The sequence below is a fragment of the Legionella sp. W10-070 genome, assembly GCF_900640175.1.
In the GTDB taxonomy this organism is placed as follows: Bacteria; Pseudomonadota; Gammaproteobacteria; order Legionellales; family Legionellaceae; genus Tatlockia.
In genome coordinates this window covers 30,495-49,609 of sequence record NZ_CAAAJC010000013.1, presented here as the reverse complement: position 1 = coordinate 49,609, position 19,115 = coordinate 30,495, and the positions used below count along the sequence as shown (strand labels likewise).

Here is a 19,115-nt window from a genome sequence, read left to right as displayed (position 1 = left end):
CAACAAAGTAATTTCTGGCTAGGGCGTGTCCTCAATTTAAGATACAATTATGAGCACTCTTTGTCATCCCCGCGCAGGCGGGGGGCCACCTCCGTAGCAACGTAAGGGGTTACGCAAGGGCATAGATTCCCGCCTGCGCGGGAATGACATGCAAACTGAAAAATTAGATAACTTAATGAGCTTTATATACGCAGTAAATGCCTAAAAAATAGGCTTTAATTGAGGACATGCCCTGCATTAGCCCGGAAATAATTTTAAAAACCCGTTCCTGTTATTAATACCCTCTTTGGGGAGGTGAATAATCTTTCCCCTGCATTGATGAAGAATGTTTATTATCGGCATACATACCGTATCGCTTTAAGCCTTTATTGGTGGATTGTTGAATGTCTGGTTTTCCCAAGGCTGACTGGGTACTCTCTTCCTCTACAATCGTTACTTGTTCCTGTCCTGATAAGCTACTATCCGGCTCTAAATCATCTTTGGCAATTTGACGAAGGCAATCTTCCAGCAAATCAGGATGATACCAATTAAACAATTGCTCACCATTAACAACACTGGCTTCTGTTTCATAGGATAAAAGGTCTTTCAGTTGGGATACGCTCAACTTTTTAATCAAATACTCAAGAACCTCCTTTTCTCTGAAAAAGAGCAAGTAGTTAAAAAAAGGTTTTTTTTCATTTGATATTTTTTTTCCCTTGATCAGCTCATAAATTGTATTATCTTCCTCGATAAGTAATTCATAGATGTCATCAGAAGACAGATTCAATTTTTCAATAGATTGCTTGAAATCACCAAACCTTAATCCGCTAATCATGTATGCCATTACAAATGCAGATTTATACACCCCGAGCCTTGATTGATCTTTGTCCACTTTGATAATTCTTTTAACCATTGGGAAATTAGCTAAATGAGCACAAAGCGGCAAAAGATCCCTGCTTTTCATCTGGCATTCGCTTGATAATTTTTCGATATCGGAATTGTCTTTAATTATCCTGTTAATTACATTTTCATCTCGAATCCTACTAAGCTGGACGTCTTTCTCCTCGCTATAAAAATAAGAAGTGACTAATCTGGAGGGATTTCTATCAAGAAACGCCTGAACATTAACCGTCGCAAGGGCTTTTTCCTTATTATCTTCTGTTAAATGAAATGTTTGGCTGAGATAATCGGTCAATGACTGTTGGTTAGGACTGCTTGTACACAACGCTTGGAAAGTTTTTTGTCCCTCTTTCACCTCATTGACCAGGCTGTCCAGCGACCAGCCGGTAAATCGCCCAGGACTTGCCACCATTGCTGGCGATAAATTATTCTGCAGCAGCAATTTATTCAGAAGCAAAAAAACAAACGTTCTGCCATTGCCGTCAACAAAGGGGTGATACTGGTGCATGTCTTGTATGAAGCGGACAATTGCAATTAATTTTTTGTTGTTGTCCTGAGCTGCATCCTGGATTTCCTGATTATACCTGTCAATATAACGTTGAGATACTTCCAGGATATCACTGATACTGGTGTTTCTTTGCAGGCCAGCCTCAACTGAATCAATCTTTTTAAGAAGTTCCGAATAAAGCTGTTGATCCGTTTTGGAAGGATCGAGCTTAAATTCTTCAGTTTTCTTCCCTGCCGGATCTTTTTTAAAAATTATCGATAATCTTATACCCTGATTACGTATTTTATCGACTAACTCGCTAAAACCCGCTTCGTTAAAACTCCCTTTGACCAATCCTGAAATACCTTGAGGAGCATAAACCAAACGAGTATTACTTGCTCTATCATGATAGGCAAGATCATGTATTCCCTGAATATAATCTGTCGTCAATGGCTCTTCTACGGTCATCAACATAGTCCACAAAGCCAGACTCATCCATTGCAGATAACCAGGCGAATCTTCCTGATCAAAAATCAGTGGGTTGTTTAATGCCCACCTGTTTTTATCAATAATGAACTTCCAGTATTGCTCGCAGGGGAAACAGGTAAAAAATGGGTCTATCTGAGATGGCATAAATAAAAAAAGGCATTAATTTAGCGCCATTATAGCTCATTATTTTGCAATGTTGAATATTTATTTGCCATTTATAAGCCCATCTGTAACTGAGACAACCTTAATCACTTTAATTGTTATTCCAGATTAGCGTATTAGGTTCTGTGCACTTATCGCTAGCTTGAGTCAAAAAGCCTTGATTGGCGAGCACCGAAGCGGAGCATACATAGAAGTATGTGAGCATCGGAGCGCAGAAAATCAAGGCTTTTGGGCCTAGATAGTAGATAAGGGCACAGAACCTAGCGCTTCCGTTTTATACCCAAAGCGGACAACATGGCTTTGGTAAGATCTCGCATAATTTGCCTGATAACCTGGCGAAACAGGGTGTTTTTGCTGATTTCTTCAATCATTGACGGCTCTTTCGGGTTTGACTGTTTTTTTGTTGCTGATGGCAGCTCTTTTTCATCACCTTTGGCTGCCGCAGCCAGAATTTCTTTGGCTGACCTCTCTTCCAGGCGCTGCCCATACTTTGGTAGCAAGGTTGATGTTGCCACAACGTTGTTCATTTCCTGGGAATTAAGTACCCCCATACGGGATTCAGGTGCTCGGATCATGCATTGTACAAGGGGTGTTGGCTGGCCTTTCGCGTCAAGCGCGCTAACTAACGCCTCGCCAATACTTAGTGAAGTAAGCAAGTTTTCAGTTTGATAATACTCTGAAGGGGGGAAATTTTGTGCAACCAGCTTCATTGCTTTCCTATCCTTCGCAGTGAAAGCACGTAAAGCATGCTGCACTTTTAGCCCTAACTGACTCAGCACGGCATCAGGAATGTCATTGGGGATTTGCGTACAGAAAACCAGGCCGACCCCTTTTGAGCGAATTAGTTTAACTATAGTTTCCAACAAGTTCAGTAACGCCTTGCTGGCATTGTTAAAAATCAAATGCGCTTCATCAATGAATAATACTAACTTGGGTTTGGGAGGATCACCTAATTCTGGCAGCAACCGATAAACATCAGAAAGTAACTTTAACATAAACGTTGAAAACAACTTCGGCTTATCCTGCATGTCCACAAGACGCAAAATAGAGATAACACCCAGACCTTGGGCATTGGTTCTTAGCAGATCCATCACATTAAAAGAAGGTTCGCCAAAAAAACTGCCTCCCCCCTGGGCTTCAAGCTCAATAATCTTTCTGACAATCGCCCCTACTGAGGCAGTCGCTATTCCACCGAAACGTGCTTCTATTTCTGCTTTTCCCTGATCACTTTGTCCAAACTGTAACAGCGCTTTCACATCAGCCAGATCAATTAATGGCAACTTTTTCTCTTTGGCATACTCAAACAAAACAGTGATTACCCCTGCCTGTGTTTCATTGACATCCAGCATCCGCGCAAAAAGAAGGGAACCAAAATCACTGACCGTTGAGCGTAAGGGAACACCTTCATGAGAAGCTTCATTCAAGGTTAACATCTCCACGGGGAAAGCCCGCGGTGTATAATTCAAACCCAATGATTGGCTGCGTGCAATAATGGCATCATTAGCTTCACCCGGCATCGCTAAACCGGAAATATCGCCTTTGATATCCATAACAAGGCTGGGTACCCCTTGAAGGGAGAGCTGTTCGCTAAGCACCTGCATGGTCTTTGTTTTGCCGCTACCTGTCGCACCGGCAATCAAGCCATGTCGATTTAAGGATTTAAGCACCAGATTGACCGGGGCGTCAGGCAACAAATGGTCATTTAGCAAAATTCCGCCTAATTGCAAAGCAGGCAGTTCGCCAGCCTGGTAAGGAGCAGATAAATCATCGTACATGATACATCCCTGTTTAAATATAATAATTAATTATAACTTAAATCCTGCAATGGCAAGCACGGAAATAGCGATTATTACCATCATCTCATCCCCACTAACTGACAATCCGGGCATATGCCATAGATATTCAATGCATGATCGGTCATCTTGAAATTGGCGCGCTGAGCAATTTTTTGCTGGCGCTGCTCGATGATTTCATCAATAAATTCTTCGACTTTACCACATTTCACACAAACCAGATGATCATGATGCTCGCCCTGGCTAAGCTCAAATACAGAATGTCCGCCTTCAAAATTATGACGCGCAACCAGCCCGGCTGCTTCAAACTGAGTTAAAACACGGTAAACCGTTGCCAAGCCAACATCTTCTCCCATTTCCAGGAGTGCTTTATAGACACCTTCGGCACTTAAGTGATGATCACGGGATTGTTCCAGGATCTGCAATACTTTCAAGCGAGGCATGGTAATTTTTAACCCTGCATCTTTCAGCTGTTGACTTTCTTCCACAAACACTCCTCACAATTCATTGTTCCAGGTGACTTTACTCTGGACGACAGGGGCAATTAAAACTACGTTTTCCCTGAAAGTTAGCCCGAATGGCGCGCCAGCGAAATCCAGAGGCATGCCTTTATTCTCAAGCTCGCTCCCGAATTTCGCTGGCGCACCATCCAGGCTACCATTAATTACTACTAACCGCAGTTTAATCGCACCCGATGACATGGTATTATGGCGAAATTTTTCATAGCAGGCAAAAAAATGCGAATTAGAACCATTCTCATTAGTATAGCGCTAACATTAACCTTGACTCATTGTATTTCCTATGACTCCTCAAGGCGAATTGTGCAACAAGGCAATCTGTTACCCCAATCAAAAATTGAGCGTTTAAAAACAGGCATGAGTAAAAATGATGTGGCCATTCTGATGGGCACCAGCTTATTAAGCCCGACATTTAACAACGACCGCTGGGATTATGCGTACACTTGGCGAAAAGGCACAGGCCCGCTTAAAGTACGTAATTTAAGTTTATATTTTTCCAACAACAGGCTTGCCCGTATAGAGCATAAACCTTAATCCTTATTCGTTTTGGCTCGCTGCCTTCTTTTTTCCTTAGGGTCGAAGGCAAGCGGGCGGTAAATTTCAATCCGATCGCCAGCTTTTAACACCGTATCCAAAGAAGCCTGTTTTGCAAAAATCCCCACCGGAAGTGTCTTAACTTCCGGATGGGCTGTTAAGAGGCCAGACTCTTTTAGCGCCTCCGCAACAGTAGAACCCGGTTTTAATGAGAGCTTTAAATGAACGGTTGATCCGTCCTCTTTAATGTAGACTAATTCAACTTTTACCATAAAGAGCCTCTGCGCGCTCACAAAAGGCATCAACCATCTTTTCCGTAACCTGTTCAAAAACAGAACCCAAAAGCATTGAAAACATCCAGCCTGCGAATTCAAATTCCAAATCAAAGGAAATTTGACAACCTTCAGGCACTTCATCAAAACGCCAAAATCCTTCTAAATGCTTAAAGGGACCATCAACCAAACGAATTTCTATCATTTTATTCGCTTGCAATAGATTGCGGGTGGTAAATGATTTGCTGACCCCAGCCGCAGCAATCAACAGCGTAGCCTGCACTTCGTCTTCATCACGGTGATGTACCAAACTTTGGGAACAATAAGGCAGGAATTCGGCATAATGCTCTACATCGTTTACCAATTGATACATTTGCTCGCAAGAAAAAGAAACCACGCGCGTCTTTTTGACAATAGTCATCAAGCCTCTCCCTTTATTTGAGTACCAAGCCACTGAGAGAGATCGTTGATTTCTTCCGCGCAGACCGCATGCTCCATTGGATAGCCTTTCCAGAGCACATTGGAATAACCCGCTGCTGCCAACCAATCAACAGTCAACTTACTCCAGGCGGGTAAAACAAGCGGGTCGTGACGCCCATAGGCAATAAACATAGGTGCCGTCTTGACAAGGGCTGGTCGACATTCAGCCGCCAGCGGCAGATAACCTGACAAGCAAATCACCCCTGCAACCTTTTCCCTGTGTAAGGCGGTACGTAGAGCCATTGCCCCACCCTGAGAAAAACCGGCAAGAAAAATTCTCGCGGGAGGAATGCCCTGTTCAATTTGAGTATCAATCACCTGATGAATCTGAGCTTCTGCTGCCAGGATGCCCTCTCGATCTTCATTGGCAATAAACTTCAGATCAAGAATATCGTACCAGGCAGGCATTGGCATTTTGTTGTTAATTGTCACAGGCCGCACCGGAGCATCCAGGAAAACATGACGAATCGCAGTTCCTTCCAGTAACAATTGCTCAGAAAGCCCTGCCATATCAGAAGCATCAGCACCTAAACCATGCATCCAAATTAAACAAACCTGTGCCTGCTGCTCTGGTTCTTTAGTATAAACGTTTAACACCTTCTCTCCAAAAAACTTATATTATCGTCAGATGCGATTAAAAGTGCGACTTTCCTGGCCAACGCCTGCGGTTCATGAATCCTCTAACCGCCAGCTCCTGCAGTCCAATCACGGAGCATCGGGAGTTAATGAATACACGCCCTGGAAAACCGCATTTTTAATCGCCCTAAATTATCACTAATGCGCTACGCTATAGCAAGGTTAGTTTAAAGATCTCGAGGCAAAATCATATTTGATTATGCGATTTCCGCTAGCGCTTCATCCAGGCTTCAAGGAAAAACCGCCGTTTTAACCTCACCTAGATCGGAAGCTATTTTTAAATCAGTTCATAACTTCGTTTAAAATTTGTCGATGTCCATTATTCACGATCTTTTGTTACCATACTGTTCATTTTATTTTTCAGACATGGCAGTTTGGATTGGAATTCCTTATACTTGCTTATTTAATGCATTGACATTAAGAAAGGGCTCTTTCTGTATCAATGCGAAGTGTCTGGTGGTAAAGCTCATGCGCTTGTTATTAACAGTTACTCTGATTGCAGTCTCTTTAACTGCTTGCGGGCAAAAAGGGCCTCTTTATCTGCCTGACAGGCCTCAACCTTCAACTTCCAATAGCCATCAGGTGTATAAATGACCGTTCGATTTACTAAAATGCATGGCTTGGGTAATGATTTTGTAATCATTGATGCTGTGCGACAAACAATAGATTGGCCACCTGAAACCATTGCAGAGCTTGCCCGGCGAGATACCGGAATAGGGTTTGACCAATGCCTTTTTATTGAAAAGAGCAGAGAGGAAGGCATTGATTTTTTTTACCGTATCTTTAATGCCAATGGACAGGAAGTAGGCCAATGCGGTAATGGCGCTCGTTGTCTTGCCCTTTTTGCATCTCATTATGGCTTGACGGATAAAAAAATTATCACAGTAGCTACACAGACGACGAGAATGCAGCTACATATTAATAGTGACAACACAGTAACGGTCAATATGGGACGGCCCCAGCTTGACCCAGTGAATATCCCCCTGCAGGCTGCACATCGCGCCCCGGTATATAACCTGGTCCTCCATGGCGGTCTCACTTATCCAGTGCATGCCCTTAGTGTTGGCAATCCCCATGCAGTGAGCGTGGTAGAAAACCTGGAGGCAGCTCCGGTGAAGAAATTGGGCAAACAGATTAGTGAGCATCCTTTTTTTCCTGAGCAAGCCAATGCTGGTTTTATGCAAGTTATCGATAAAAATCATATTGCCCTGCGTGTTTATGAGCGTGGTTGTGGGGAGACTCAGGCTTGCGGCAGTGGTGCTGTAGCTGCCGCTGCAATTGGAAGGCTTTTCTATGAGTTGGAGCCATCCATCCACGTCCATTTACCAGGAGGTGAGTTGATTGTCGATTGGCCTGATACGAAGGATGCTATTTATTTGCGAGGGCCTGCTACCTTTGTTTATGAAGGAGTGCTCCTTTAATGCGTATAGTCATCCTGGGGGCAGGTCAGGTAGGCGGTACGCTGGCCCAAAATTTAGCCCGTGAAGACAATGACATAACCTTAGTTGATCTAAATGAAGATCGCCTGCGTGAATTACAACATCGTCTGGATATCCAGACTGTTTCAGGTTCAGCAGCCCATCCCAATATTTTAATTGAAGCAGGCATTGAACAGGCCGATATGTTGATTGCCGTTACCAACAGTGATGAAATTAACATGATGGGCTGTCAAATTGCCTACAGCCTCTTCCGTACCCCTACCAAAATAGCACGCATTCGTTCAAGGTACTACTATGATTATCCGCAGTTATTCTGTAATAGCCATGTGCCAGTAGATGTCTGCATCAGCCCTGAAAAATTGGTCACCGAACATATTAAGAATCTGATTGATTACCCTGGCACCACCCATGTGTTGGAATTTGCCGAGGGAGAAGCCCTGCTGGTTACGATTAAACCACAACCTGGCGGCATGATGGTTGGCAAAACCATTCAACAGCTTTATAACCATATCAATCCCATTGAAACGCGGGTGGTTGCCATCTTTCACAACAACATTTCCTTTGAACCAGACAATGATTATGAAATTAAACCGGGTGATGATGTTTTGTTTATAGCTTCCCCTCAGGCCATCCAGCAGGTACTCATTGCTTTAGGCCGCTATACTCATCCTAATCGCCGGATTATGATTGCCGGCGGCGGCCATATCGGCTCCAGGCTGGCACAAACCCTGGAAAATAAATACCGCATTAAGGTCATTGACCGTAATTTGTCTCATGCCAGCAACCTTGCTTCCCAACTTCATAAGAGTACGGTTCTGCAAGGAGATATTGCAGATCGCGATCTGCTGCTTAATGAAAATATCGAATTTACCGACGTTTTTTGTGCAGTCACCAATGATGATGAGACCAATATTATGTCCTGCCTGCAAGCAAAACGCCTGGGAGCACGATATGTCATTGCCCTTGTCAATCGCAATGCCTATGTAGAACTCATTCAGGATAGCAATATTGACCATGCGATTTCCCCTCAACTGATTACCATTGGCAGTATTCTCACCAAATTAAGGCGGGGAAATATGGTAAAGGTTCATCGACTGCAGAATGAGGAAGCGGAGGCGATAGAATTAATTACCCATGGAGACAGATATACTTCTCAGGTAGTTGGCCGTCGTCTTGCGGAGATTGAATTACCTCCCAGCAGTTTTATTGCAGGTGTGATGAGGGATAAAAAGCTGCTGATGGCCGATCCACAGCTCCTTTTAGAGTCAGGAGATCATGTCCTGTTATTACTGCTGAAAAGGCGCTATGTGCGCCAGGTGGAATCCCTCTTCCAAGTTAGTCTGACCTTTATGAGCTAAGTCATGCAAATTAAAACCATCCTACGTATCCTGGGGCTGCTTTTAATGATGTTTAGTGTGAGTATGCTTACTCCGCTGCTTATCAACTTCATCTTCAGCGAAAAATTCTGGTTGCCCTTCCTGGCAGCCTTTGGCTGTACCTTTGCAACTGGCGCAACACTCTGGTTCAGCTGCAGAAAGCAACATAATGAACTGAAGATTCGTGACGGTTTCCTTATTGTTGCCCTGTTTTGGTTTGTTCTTTGTTTTTTTGCATCATTGCCTTTTATTTTTGCCATCGACCATCATAACCATAGTATGACGGATGCCTTGTTTGAGTCAGTTTCAGGCTTTACTACTACCGGAGCCAGTATTATTCGGCACCTGGAAGGCTTGCCTCATGCCATATTATTTTATCGCCAGCAATTACAATTTTTAGGCGGCATGGGGATTATCGTTTTAGCGGTCGCTATCCTGCCAATGCTTGGTGTAGGGGGCATGCAACTTTTCAGGGCAGAAACCCCAGGACCAATGAAAGACAGTAAATTGACACCCCGTATCGCCCAGACAGCCAAGGCATTATGGTTTCTTTATTTATTCCTAACTTTATTATGCACCCTATGCTATTGGGCCGCAGGGATGGACTGGTTTGATGCCCTGGGTGAAAGTTTTGCTACGGTATCAACTGGCGGATTTTCGATGCATGATGAGAGTTTTGCTTATTATAAAAGCGAAACCATTGAGCTGATTGGCTGTCTTTTCATGCTGCTTGGAGGCACTAACTTTGCCCTGCATTTTGTCGCCTTTAAAAAAAGAAGCTTAAATCACTACTGGCAGGATGAAGAATTTCGTTTCTATATTGGCCTGCTTCTTAGTGCCAGCCTCCTTGTCACCCTAAGTTTAATTCATCATAGCTTTTTTGGCATCGGCCATGCCTTTATAAAAAGTCTGTTTAATGTGATTTCTTTGGCTACAACCACAGGGTTTAACTCCGCTCCTTTTAGTACCTGGCCTTCCTATGTCCCTATCCTGATCATGTTATTAGCCATCATTGGCGGTTGCTCCGGCTCAACTTGCGGCGGAATAAAAACCATTCGCGCACTATTGATCTATAAGCAAAGCAAACGGGAAATGATAAGGCTGCTTCATCCTCATGCACTTATCCCCATTAAATTTGGAAAGCATACCTTGGCAGAACCGATCCTTGAATCCATGTGGGGATTTATTTCCGTTTTTATTGCTCTTTTTTTGTTGCTGATGGTTGTATTTATGGCGCTTGGCAATGATTTTGTTACTTCCTTCTCAGCAATTACTGCTTCCTTAGCCAATGCAGGCGCGGGGCTTGGAGAAATCAGTGGCAATTTTGCTGAACTTAGCCAAGGCAGTAAATGGTTATTAATCTTTTCCATGCTTGCGGGCAGATTGGAAATATTTTCTTTACTTATTCTCTTTTCCCCTCATTTTTGGCAAAAATAAAACAGATATTGAATTTATTTTTCAAACCGTTATTCTGGATCTATTCAAAGGATTGCAATTATTACCTCAATTCGTTTAAGCCTTAATCAGACAAGGAGTTGGCTATGGGCGAGAATTTTGTTGCGGCCTTCCTATCTAAAATTGATATTACCCTGGCTCGTAAGCTCTTTAAACAAGAGTCCCCTTCAGTTATTCTGCTAAATGATCTTATTGATAGGCTTGCAGAAAAAAAATCCTTTGAGAACCTCCTTCTCCTGCTCACGTTACTCAACGAAGAGAGTAGCGCAGAAAACTATTTCCAGCTAAAAAATAAAATTAACACCTCATTATTAATAAACGCTCTAAATCATTCGGATAAAAAGCAAATCAGGCAGGTGCTCACCCAACTAAATGCGCTCTTTATCCTCGATAAGCAAGATCACTGGCAAGATTTGCTTTCCAATCTTCTCTTATGGATTGAAAACGCGCCTCAAAAAGAGGCGATAACTTGTTTGCTTACCTGCTTACCAGCAATACAACGCGAGCGCCTTTATGAACGCTTATCAGAGACTGCCAATGCCCATTCTCCCTGGCTGGAAGGATTAATCAATTTTGTCCTGTCTAATCATGCAAAGAATGCCTTAAATAGCGAATTGCATCAACATTTAGGGAAGCTTGCAGCCAGTCTGCTACTCTCCCCCGCCCTATGCGGCCATACTAATCTTAATTACCTAAGCCTGGTCCTTCCTACTGAACAATTAGTAACAATTACCTTTCAGTTAAGAGCGCAGGCAGCCACCTATGTATCAGGATACAGAAAACAGCCAAACAACCATTTTGCTGAATGCAGGAAAACCTATTTACAAAAATATGAAGCCCTTGCTTCTGCCTTGGCAGTACGGGCAACTGCCTCCCCTTCAGACTACCAGTCCCTAATTCACAACAATAGTGAGTTGGCAAATATCCTGATGACAAAAAGGCTTCTGTCGCAAACCAGCGCCCGGCAACAAAAAGAATTAGTATCTGAACTCCTCAACACGCTAGGAAAATATAATTTACAGGATCCCTCATTTAAGGAGGTGGTCAATAAAGCTTTATTAGCCGTTTTTGCAGATTTACCGTTGAAAGAACTTCCAACCTTCCTTAAACAATACTATTCCCATGTACAGAACAATCTGGCAGATTTCATTCGCTTTCTGGACACCTTTATTGAAAAAACCTATGACCAAGAACAGCTACTGGCTTGCATGGATGCGATTGATGATGAAGATAAAACCTTTACCATTAATTTTATAACTGGCAGTAATATTCGCCATCAGGGTTTAATTGAAGTCTGTCTGAAAAGATTAGATGAAAGCCAACTTATTAAACTTTGCGGCCATATCGCAGCCTTATGCCATGCCTTACAGCATGACACTGCGACGTTGTCCTCACTTTATTACCAGGTTTTGTGCGAGAAAATAGCCTGCTCATCTTCTCCTTCCTCGCATTTAGTTGATTTAGCAAGAACGATTAAACTACTTCCGGAAAGCGCGGCCAATGAGGCAATCAAAGCCATTTTTTTAAATTTCAATGAAAACAGCAAAATTAGTTTTCAATGGCTCCATGTTCTATTCACTGAAGATTTTAATAAGCACCGTTTATTACCTTATTGCCATTCCCTGCTTACTATTCTGAAACCTTCAAGCCAATTAGCCTTACTTAAACGGTATACCAGTACTGAATTTTTAGATCTTTATTTATATGGGATCCGTCATGGTTACCGCACACATCATGGCTTTGTCGAATTATTAACCAACGATGACCGACAGCCGCTTTTGCTTTTTTTACTCCTCAATACCCCCATTATCAGTGAAGGACTCCTAAATAAATTAGTCCCGTCAATTGACGATAAAAATTTGATAACGGTCATTTTTCAATTGCTTGAGAAGGTACAGACTGATAAAGATTACTGTCCTACCCTGGAACAACTTTTACATCACTTTTGCCGCCGTTTGCAATCCTCTTATGAAGAGAAAGCTCCTATCCATCAATGGATTGCTGATCCACAAGCAAAGGATTTGGCCAAATACCTGCTTAAAACGCCAGGTTGCCTCATTTCCCTGGCCTCCCGCTCATCTCCACTTCAAGAAATCACCCCCAGTTTGTTGCATGGTTATCTGGTCAATAGTGTCCAAACGGATCTCAGGCTGAGAGCCAGCCGTATTTTAAATAGGGTAACGCTTGAACATGAAGAATGTCGAACTATCGCCCTTGAATTGCTTACTCATTTTCGCCTGACACCGCAGAAATTACAACATTTATTCATCAACCTTGGAGCAGTGCAACAGACACTGAATGAACAGGGAAAAAAGAACTATCTTTATTTGAAGCAGGCCTGTTGGCGCTTGCTAAAACCAGATATCGATTATGAGGAAGCGCCTTGCAATACCTTGTTAACAACACAACTCAACAGTCCTGATCGCTTTGATCCCATCCTGGCTCGGCTTGCAGCCGATATCTGTCAAAACGGAGATGCATCCCTGGGTGCACAATACCTGGCACAAATTGCATCATCAAGTCTCAACGCTGTAGAAATCCCCTGCATCGCTGCTATTTTGACTAAATCGATGCAGGAATTAACCTTGGCCAACTGGCAAAAAGCAGCCAATTTTTTCCAAAATAAATCCAGGGAGCAAAAGCTACAACTAATCACGACATTAATCGCCCAGGTTGAACACTGCAGCAACCATCCTTTGATTGAAAAAAGCCTTGCTTTTATTAGCAGTATGCAAGATTTTGAATCTCTGCTGCCACTATTAAGCGACAGGCATCTACAATGGCTAATCAGGGAGAGTAACCCCGCTGATCTTATTATAAAGTTTCCCCATTGGCTGGATAAGCTGCTGGTTGAAGGCAGGTTTGACAAGCTGGATTATGGCAGCTTATTTTCCCTGCTGCCACAAGACCGTGCTTTCCTGGATTCGCTTTATGAGAAAAAAGCATTACTCCCTTACCTGACCCGGCTATTTATTCGTCTGGCAGCCAATAATAACTGTACCGCTCATTGTATTGCCATTTGCCAACAATTAAATAACCAGCCGGTTAAAATAAAACGGCAGTTCCTTACTGAAGTACAGCAGTCCATTTCCTCTCAAAATATAGCACCTTCAATCTTACTGGTAATCAACTTGATTTTACTGCAGATCCCTGATCTGAACGCAAACCAATACGATGACATCAAGCTGGTTCTTGGCCATCTTAAATTACTGGCCAGCTTAATCCAGAACAAGACAATAGATTCAAGCCAATTTGCTCATTTTTCTCGTGAAGTACAACAGATAGTACTTAATACCATCGCTTTCCTGGAAAGTTATGATCGTCGTTGGTCAAACCTCATCCTTGGGAGTAAAGCCTTTGCTCAATCTGCTTTAACCTGGCTTGAGAACATTGACCGCAAATCAACAGCAACTCATCCACTAACCACCCTGTTACTTGCAAGCAACTGTACCCGCCTACATCCTGACCTGACCCGTCATCCACATTACCAGGAATTTATCAAGCAGCTTTTAAGTGCCCCACCGGCGATAATGAACGAAGATCAGTTCGCAATATTTTTTGATACCTTAAACGAAAAAAACCGCAAGGAGTTGGGCTTAGATTTGCTGCAGCAGCCAATATTAGGCGATCTCCAATGGTCCTCGCTAATGACTTTGGCACGTGCATTACCCGTTGATACCTTATTTAAGATTTATCAACAAAGCAAAACACGTTTTATCTTTGTCGATTTATTAGCCAGACACCCGGCAAGCATCGCCGCACTTGGACAATCAGAACGCAATATGCTGCTGGCAGAAATCACTTCCGGCAAACAAATATTACGTATCCTCGACAGCTTTAGCCCAATCAGCACTAAAACAGCATTCACAGAGGCTATTTTTGATTACCTGAAAACAGAGTCTATTCCCTTAGCAACCTGGCTTAAATCGATGAATGTAGATTGGCAAACGTTTGCCGCATTCAGCAATTATGCCGTTAGCGAAGAGAATAAGCTACAACTCCAACAACTGGTTGGAGAAAACCAATATTATCGCCGCTGCCTCAGCGACTATCTGCAAAACCCTTCACTCGACATCCCCCCCGAACCAGCAGGTTTTTTATACTCTGTCCTTGAACAAACTGCTATTGACCCCTGGAGGGGCTTATCCTGTCATCCTGGTTTATTACAACGATTAAACAAAGGCATGTTCAGCCAGATGCTACAAGCTCAGATACAATTATTGACCCAAATTAATCAACTAAGTGCATTTTATGAACCCTTTTCTTCCTGTGATGAAGTCGCATCCCAGGCACTTACCTCATCACGCTGGATCCAGCGTCTGCCGTTACTAACAGCGGTGATGGAAATAATGAACCAATACCAGAACGCTGATGAACAGATTAAAGCCTGTATCAGCCAAACGCCACTTTATCAGCAGATAATTTTGCCTATTTATAGTAAACATAATGAATCGATTGCTGAAATCCAGCTAAATTGCTTATTCAATTTACTGATTGAGTACCTGCAGGTAATAAAAGAAGTTAATTTTTCGCACTATCAAAGGGTTTCCGCCATCGTTAACCACTTTCAACGGCAGCTAAAGACAATCGAGCATTTCTCCCCAGCCAAATTAATCCAGCTCTTCAGAACTGATTCCTATTTTAGCCGGATCAGGAATAATAAAATTCAACCACTGGATAAAATAGAAATTGACCTGCTTACCACTGCTGCGGCACAGCATCAACATTGGTTAGAATCCTGCTGCTATTCAATTACTGCCAGACTGGAAACCCTCTTGACCTCTGCCTTAAACATTCCAGGCTTGTTAGCAGTCCCACAGTTCAGGGAATGGCTGCTATTGCAGTTCTTTTCTCCCATTACAGAAAATATGGACAGCCAACTATTACAGCGGCTACTTGCTTACTACCCAAACCAGGATCTGATAGCCCAGCTGGAATCCGTTCACCAACAATTAATAACCTTTACTCGTGCATACCATGGATTAAAACAGGCAACAGCATCATCAATCCAGACGTTCGTTGGACAGTTGATGTTACAACCTTTAACTCATTTAAGATTGCAATACCAAGCTTCCAAGTTTGCCCAAAAGCCCCATCTGACAAATCTCTTAAGACTGGTTATACAGGCTAAGGAAAACCGCCTGTCCTGGCCACAATTAGCAACCCTTTTTCTACCTGAGAGTTATACCCGGGGTTTGGAAATTGACTGGATTCGAATGGAACTGGCCACCCTTGATGAAATTGGCCAGCGGTTAACCGCCCGCTGGAAGCAGCTTAGCAGTTTAGGTCTTGGCTATAACCGGGATGCACAGGATTTTGAACGGCTTGGAAATCTCAGCTATTCTTCTATCAAAAACAAGCAGCCTTATGATCTGGCAGTCCTTTTAAATTCCTACCTGCCTGCCTTTTCTTCTCCGGCAAATGAAACCCTTTGTCATCAATTGTTATATACCCTGGAACACCTCTTTAGCGAACCAGAAAAGACTCAGGAACTACTTGCTAATTTAAGTCACTCGCTGTTAACCCGGGTTGTTAACTTTGCCCTGCAAACACCAAAACAGTATCAACAGCTACTTCAACAAATCATTTATGCCGGATTAGGTGGAAAATACCGCAATCTGATTAGTGACTATCTGCAACATTTCACAGGAGAAGAGGATAAGGAACACATTGACCTATTCCTACAGCACCTTTCCATTCCCAGGCTTGCCAGCCTGAAACCAGCAGATTGTGAAAAAATGTTGCTTGTGCAACGATTGCTTTTTTTTATTGAACCTCAACCAGAATTGTCAGGCTGGTGTGCTTTGGATGATAAAGAAACCTGGGCCTGCTTTTGTGGGGACGCCAGCATTTATGCCAATCTACTTCGCTTACAGCAAGAACTAATACAGTACTCGCCTGAAGATAAAACGATAATTAAAGCAACAAAAAATTTAGCCTGCTGCTTTGATTTTTTACTCTGTCAATCCAAAGGAGTCGTTTATTACCAATCAATGGAAAAATTCGAGAAAGAAATCAATAGCCAGCAACCTGCAGTTTATTATCATTGGCTTTGCCTATCTTCCTTTCTAACCAAGGATAAGAGGCGCTTAACTCCCCATTTCCTCGCCTGGCTTAAAGAAACTGATGAGACAGAAATAGCCAATCAGCCGTTCCTTGAGAAACTCTTGTTCCATATGCTCAACCACAACCTGCTTCCTGACCTATGCCAGAGGATACCAACCATAACAACATTAACCAAAGCCAAAACAAGCTGGCTTTTCGAGCGTATCATTCAAGTCAGCCCCATTGATTCCGCATTGGTTGAAAATATTGTCCAGGGATTTTCCTGGCCATGGCTACAAACCCAGGTAAAAGCATCTTCTTTTAATCGTCTGCAATTATTACAGTCTATTTTGAAGCATAAGCCTCATGTAGACGTTATCCTTGAAACCTCAACAAGCAGGCTCGATTTTCTTAGCGTGTTAAAGCAATGTCCATTTTCCCTTAATGAGTTAATTCACCTCCTGAATTCAACCCCGGATAGCAACATTCAATCATTAATCGCAGCTTATCTGTTAAGCCGTAAGGATTATCTGGAGAAGCTGCCTGGAACTTCCCCCTTTAACCACCTTGTCGGCGCCAGTCAACGCTTGCCTCAGCGATTACAACCATTAACAGCCCAACTTAATCTTGACAGCCTCCCCCTGGAAGCGATTGCCCAATTCTCTCCCGAAGCCGCATTCTGCCTGCTGTGTTCAATAAAACATTTTCGCCAGTTGAACGAACCATCGCTAAGATTGATTTTAAAAACAATAGCTGAGCAGGATTTAATCCTGGGTTATTGGCTACATTACTATGCTGGTATGCCTGGCAGCGACAAGGTATTAGCGACCCTGATGAATATTTCTACCCGTAAAATGACAAACCAGTTAACCCGGATAACAGAAAAAAAACGTCAGACGATTGTCGCGACCCTGATCAAAAACCTCGACCAATTATCAGCCTCAAGCCGCAAAAATTTAATTGGCTTATGTGATGAATCACATCTTGGCGAACTCTGCCGACTTTATCTCTACGGAGGACAAGAACAGGGTTATGCTGTCACCTTTATTAATCAGTTACTGGAAAATATTTTTGCAGATGACCCTCTGTTTACCTCAGAAAATATTCAATTACTCATTCGATTAAGCGAAAGAGAAACGTTTTGTTTATTACAGGAAAAAATGGCCCGGTCGACCAGTGATTATCTACGAAGCAGTGCTGTATTTGCTGACTGCTCTGTTTTCTATGATGATGGACGAATTAACATTAACCGCATGCAAAAATTTATCCCTCTTTTGCAGAATACAACCGACAACGAAAATAGGAGAAATTTCTTACACCGGTTAACCAAAGGATGGGGGAAACAACAGCCAATTAAAGAAAGCCCAGTAACAGAATTTCCTGTTAATCCTTTAATACAGACACTCGGTAAACATGCCAGCAAGATAACTGCGATTGATTATTTTCTAATTCATTATCATGGCCAGACTGAGCCGTTAAAACGTTGTATGAACAGTTATCTGAAGGCTTTTGAAGGTAACAGCAGCACGATTTCAGGACGCAAGCAACTGCATACCAGCGCCTGGATTATGGGAAGATCGGAAATAGCTGCTGACACCCGCAAAGCCCTCTTTGAATGTTTCCTCAATCACCCCCTATTATTTGATCAGGAAATCTGTGCCAAGCTGTTAAGTTTTAATTGCAGCAAGGCAATCGAATACTTTGGCCAAGGTGCTGATTATCAAAACTTAATAACCCTATGCTCTCTCGGATTGCCCTTGTTGCCCAAAGAATCTGAAGAACGCAACATGGCAAAACAGGCTCTGAAAGAAGCACAATTTGAAACATCAATTGCCAAAATCAGCGGTTTTTTAGCCAGGTTTCGTATCTGGCTTAAGCGCAGTATTTTTTACGGCTGGGAAACCTGGTTTCAACCTCGAAAGCCACTTTTTGTCGAGATAACCGAGGCAGTTAAAGCAACGTCAGAAGAAGACAGTTTGCCCGATTCACAAGAACTGAAACCCGTTTTACCAAGAAGAGAAAACCTGCCAGTCCTTCTCTCGCGTATCAACGCAGAAGCAGATTTGCGCTCCTTAAGCAATCTGGTTGAAGCATTGGTTATTTATGAGTGGCAGCGACATGACAGCAGCGAATTACAAACAAGAGAGGCAGTCGATCTATTATTTGAAAAGCTATTGAATCGAGCCCGCCATGATCGTAACCTTGATAACTGGCTGGTTGCTAACCTGGAACCATTGATAACCAATCGTAAACAGTTAATTGCTCTTTATTGTCAATTTAATCAAAAAGATAAACTGGCATCATTGTTAAGCCGCGCAACCCAGGGACCGGGAAGTTTTCATGAACTGGCTTCCTTGCTCAATGAATCCAGCCTTCCTGCGCTGATTGAAAACGATAATCAATCGCTTGGCTCTCAACAAGCAAGATTTCCCTTCTTAGAAGAGATAAGCGGTAAATTTTCATACCTGGCATCTTTTTTTCAAATACCTGGAAGCAGGATTAATGATTCTGCGCCCAAAAACACCACTCCTTCAACCCTGTTATAAGCAA

The 19,115-nt window shown here is 42.8% G+C and carries 12 protein-coding genes; 6 read left to right on the top strand and 6 right to left on the bottom strand.

The genetic code is table 11. The annotated features are described in order from the left end of the window. Positions 1-274: 274 nt before the first annotated feature. The 3 genes from E1O65_RS07315 to fur all read right to left on the bottom strand — a co-directional run bounded on the left by E1O65_RS07315 (position 275) and on the right by fur (position 4,298). Positions 275-1,999 carry a Fic family protein gene (locus E1O65_RS07315; protein WP_133132946.1) on the bottom strand — a complete coding sequence of 575 codons (1,725 nt, stop codon included), beginning with the start codon at positions 1,997-1,999 and terminating at the stop codon, positions 275-277. A gap of 278 nt (positions 2,000-2,277) precedes the next feature. Further along, positions 2,278-3,792 (bottom strand): helicase HerA-like domain-containing protein, encoded by a 1,515-nt coding sequence (locus E1O65_RS07310; protein ID WP_133132945.1) that lies wholly within the window; start codon positions 3,790-3,792, stop codon positions 2,278-2,280. A gap of 80 nt (positions 3,793-3,872) precedes the next feature. Further along, a complete protein-coding gene (gene fur, locus E1O65_RS07305; RefSeq protein WP_133132944.1) occupies positions 3,873-4,298 on the bottom strand; it encodes a ferric iron uptake transcriptional regulator in 426 nt (141 codons plus the stop codon). Positions 4,299-4,517: 219 nt separating this feature from the next. Between fur and E1O65_RS07300 the strand changes: the two genes are divergently transcribed. Then, positions 4,518-4,862 carry an outer membrane protein assembly factor BamE gene (locus tag E1O65_RS07300; RefSeq protein ID WP_133132943.1) on the top strand — a complete coding sequence of 115 codons (345 nt, stop codon included), beginning with the start codon at positions 4,518-4,520 and terminating at the stop codon, positions 4,860-4,862. Here the strand turns inward: E1O65_RS07300 and E1O65_RS07295 are convergent. From E1O65_RS07295 to E1O65_RS07285, 3 genes are read right to left on the bottom strand one after another with little or no spacing between them, the layout of a single operon-like run. Further along, positions 4,859-5,134: an RnfH family protein gene (locus E1O65_RS07295; protein ID WP_133132942.1), complete on the bottom strand. Its 276-nt coding sequence runs from the start codon at positions 5,132-5,134 to the stop codon at positions 4,859-4,861. The genes E1O65_RS07300 and E1O65_RS07295 overlap by 4 nt on opposite strands. Continuing rightward, positions 5,121-5,555 (bottom strand): type II toxin-antitoxin system RatA family toxin, encoded by a 435-nt coding sequence (locus E1O65_RS07290; protein WP_133132941.1) that lies wholly within the window; start codon positions 5,553-5,555, stop codon positions 5,121-5,123. The genes E1O65_RS07295 and E1O65_RS07290 overlap by 14 nt, the downstream gene beginning before the upstream one ends. Continuing rightward, positions 5,555-6,211, bottom strand: coding sequence for a carboxylesterase (locus E1O65_RS07285; RefSeq protein ID WP_278043644.1), 657 nt, complete (start codon positions 6,209-6,211; stop codon positions 5,555-5,557). The genes E1O65_RS07290 and E1O65_RS07285 overlap by 1 nt, the downstream gene beginning before the upstream one ends. Positions 6,212-6,562: 351 nt before the next feature. Here E1O65_RS07285 and E1O65_RS12700 point away from each other — a divergent pair, with 351 nt between their 5' ends. From E1O65_RS12700 to E1O65_RS07260, 5 genes are all read left to right on the top strand, one after another. Next, positions 6,563-6,844: a lipoprotein gene (locus tag E1O65_RS12700; protein WP_347400068.1), complete on the top strand. Its 282-nt coding sequence runs from the start codon at positions 6,563-6,565 to the stop codon at positions 6,842-6,844. Continuing rightward, entirely contained in the window at positions 6,841-7,671 is an 831-nt protein-coding gene (gene dapF / locus E1O65_RS07275) for a diaminopimelate epimerase (RefSeq protein ID WP_133132939.1), read from the top strand. The genes E1O65_RS12700 and dapF overlap by 4 nt, the downstream gene beginning before the upstream one ends. Continuing rightward, positions 7,671-9,047: a Trk system potassium transporter TrkA gene (gene trkA, locus E1O65_RS07270; RefSeq protein WP_133132938.1), complete on the top strand. Its 1,377-nt coding sequence runs from the start codon at positions 7,671-7,673 to the stop codon at positions 9,045-9,047. Before dapF ends, trkA begins: the two co-directional genes overlap by 1 nt. A gap of 3 nt (positions 9,048-9,050) precedes the next feature. Next, positions 9,051-10,502 carry a TrkH family potassium uptake protein gene (locus tag E1O65_RS07265; protein WP_133132937.1) on the top strand — a complete coding sequence of 484 codons (1,452 nt, stop codon included), beginning with the start codon at positions 9,051-9,053 and terminating at the stop codon, positions 10,500-10,502. A gap of 104 nt (positions 10,503-10,606) precedes the next feature. Next, on the top strand, positions 10,607-19,111 hold the full coding sequence (locus E1O65_RS07260) for a hypothetical protein (RefSeq protein WP_133132936.1): 8,505 nt from the start codon (positions 10,607-10,609) through the stop codon (positions 19,109-19,111). Positions 19,112-19,115: the final 4 nt, after the last annotated feature.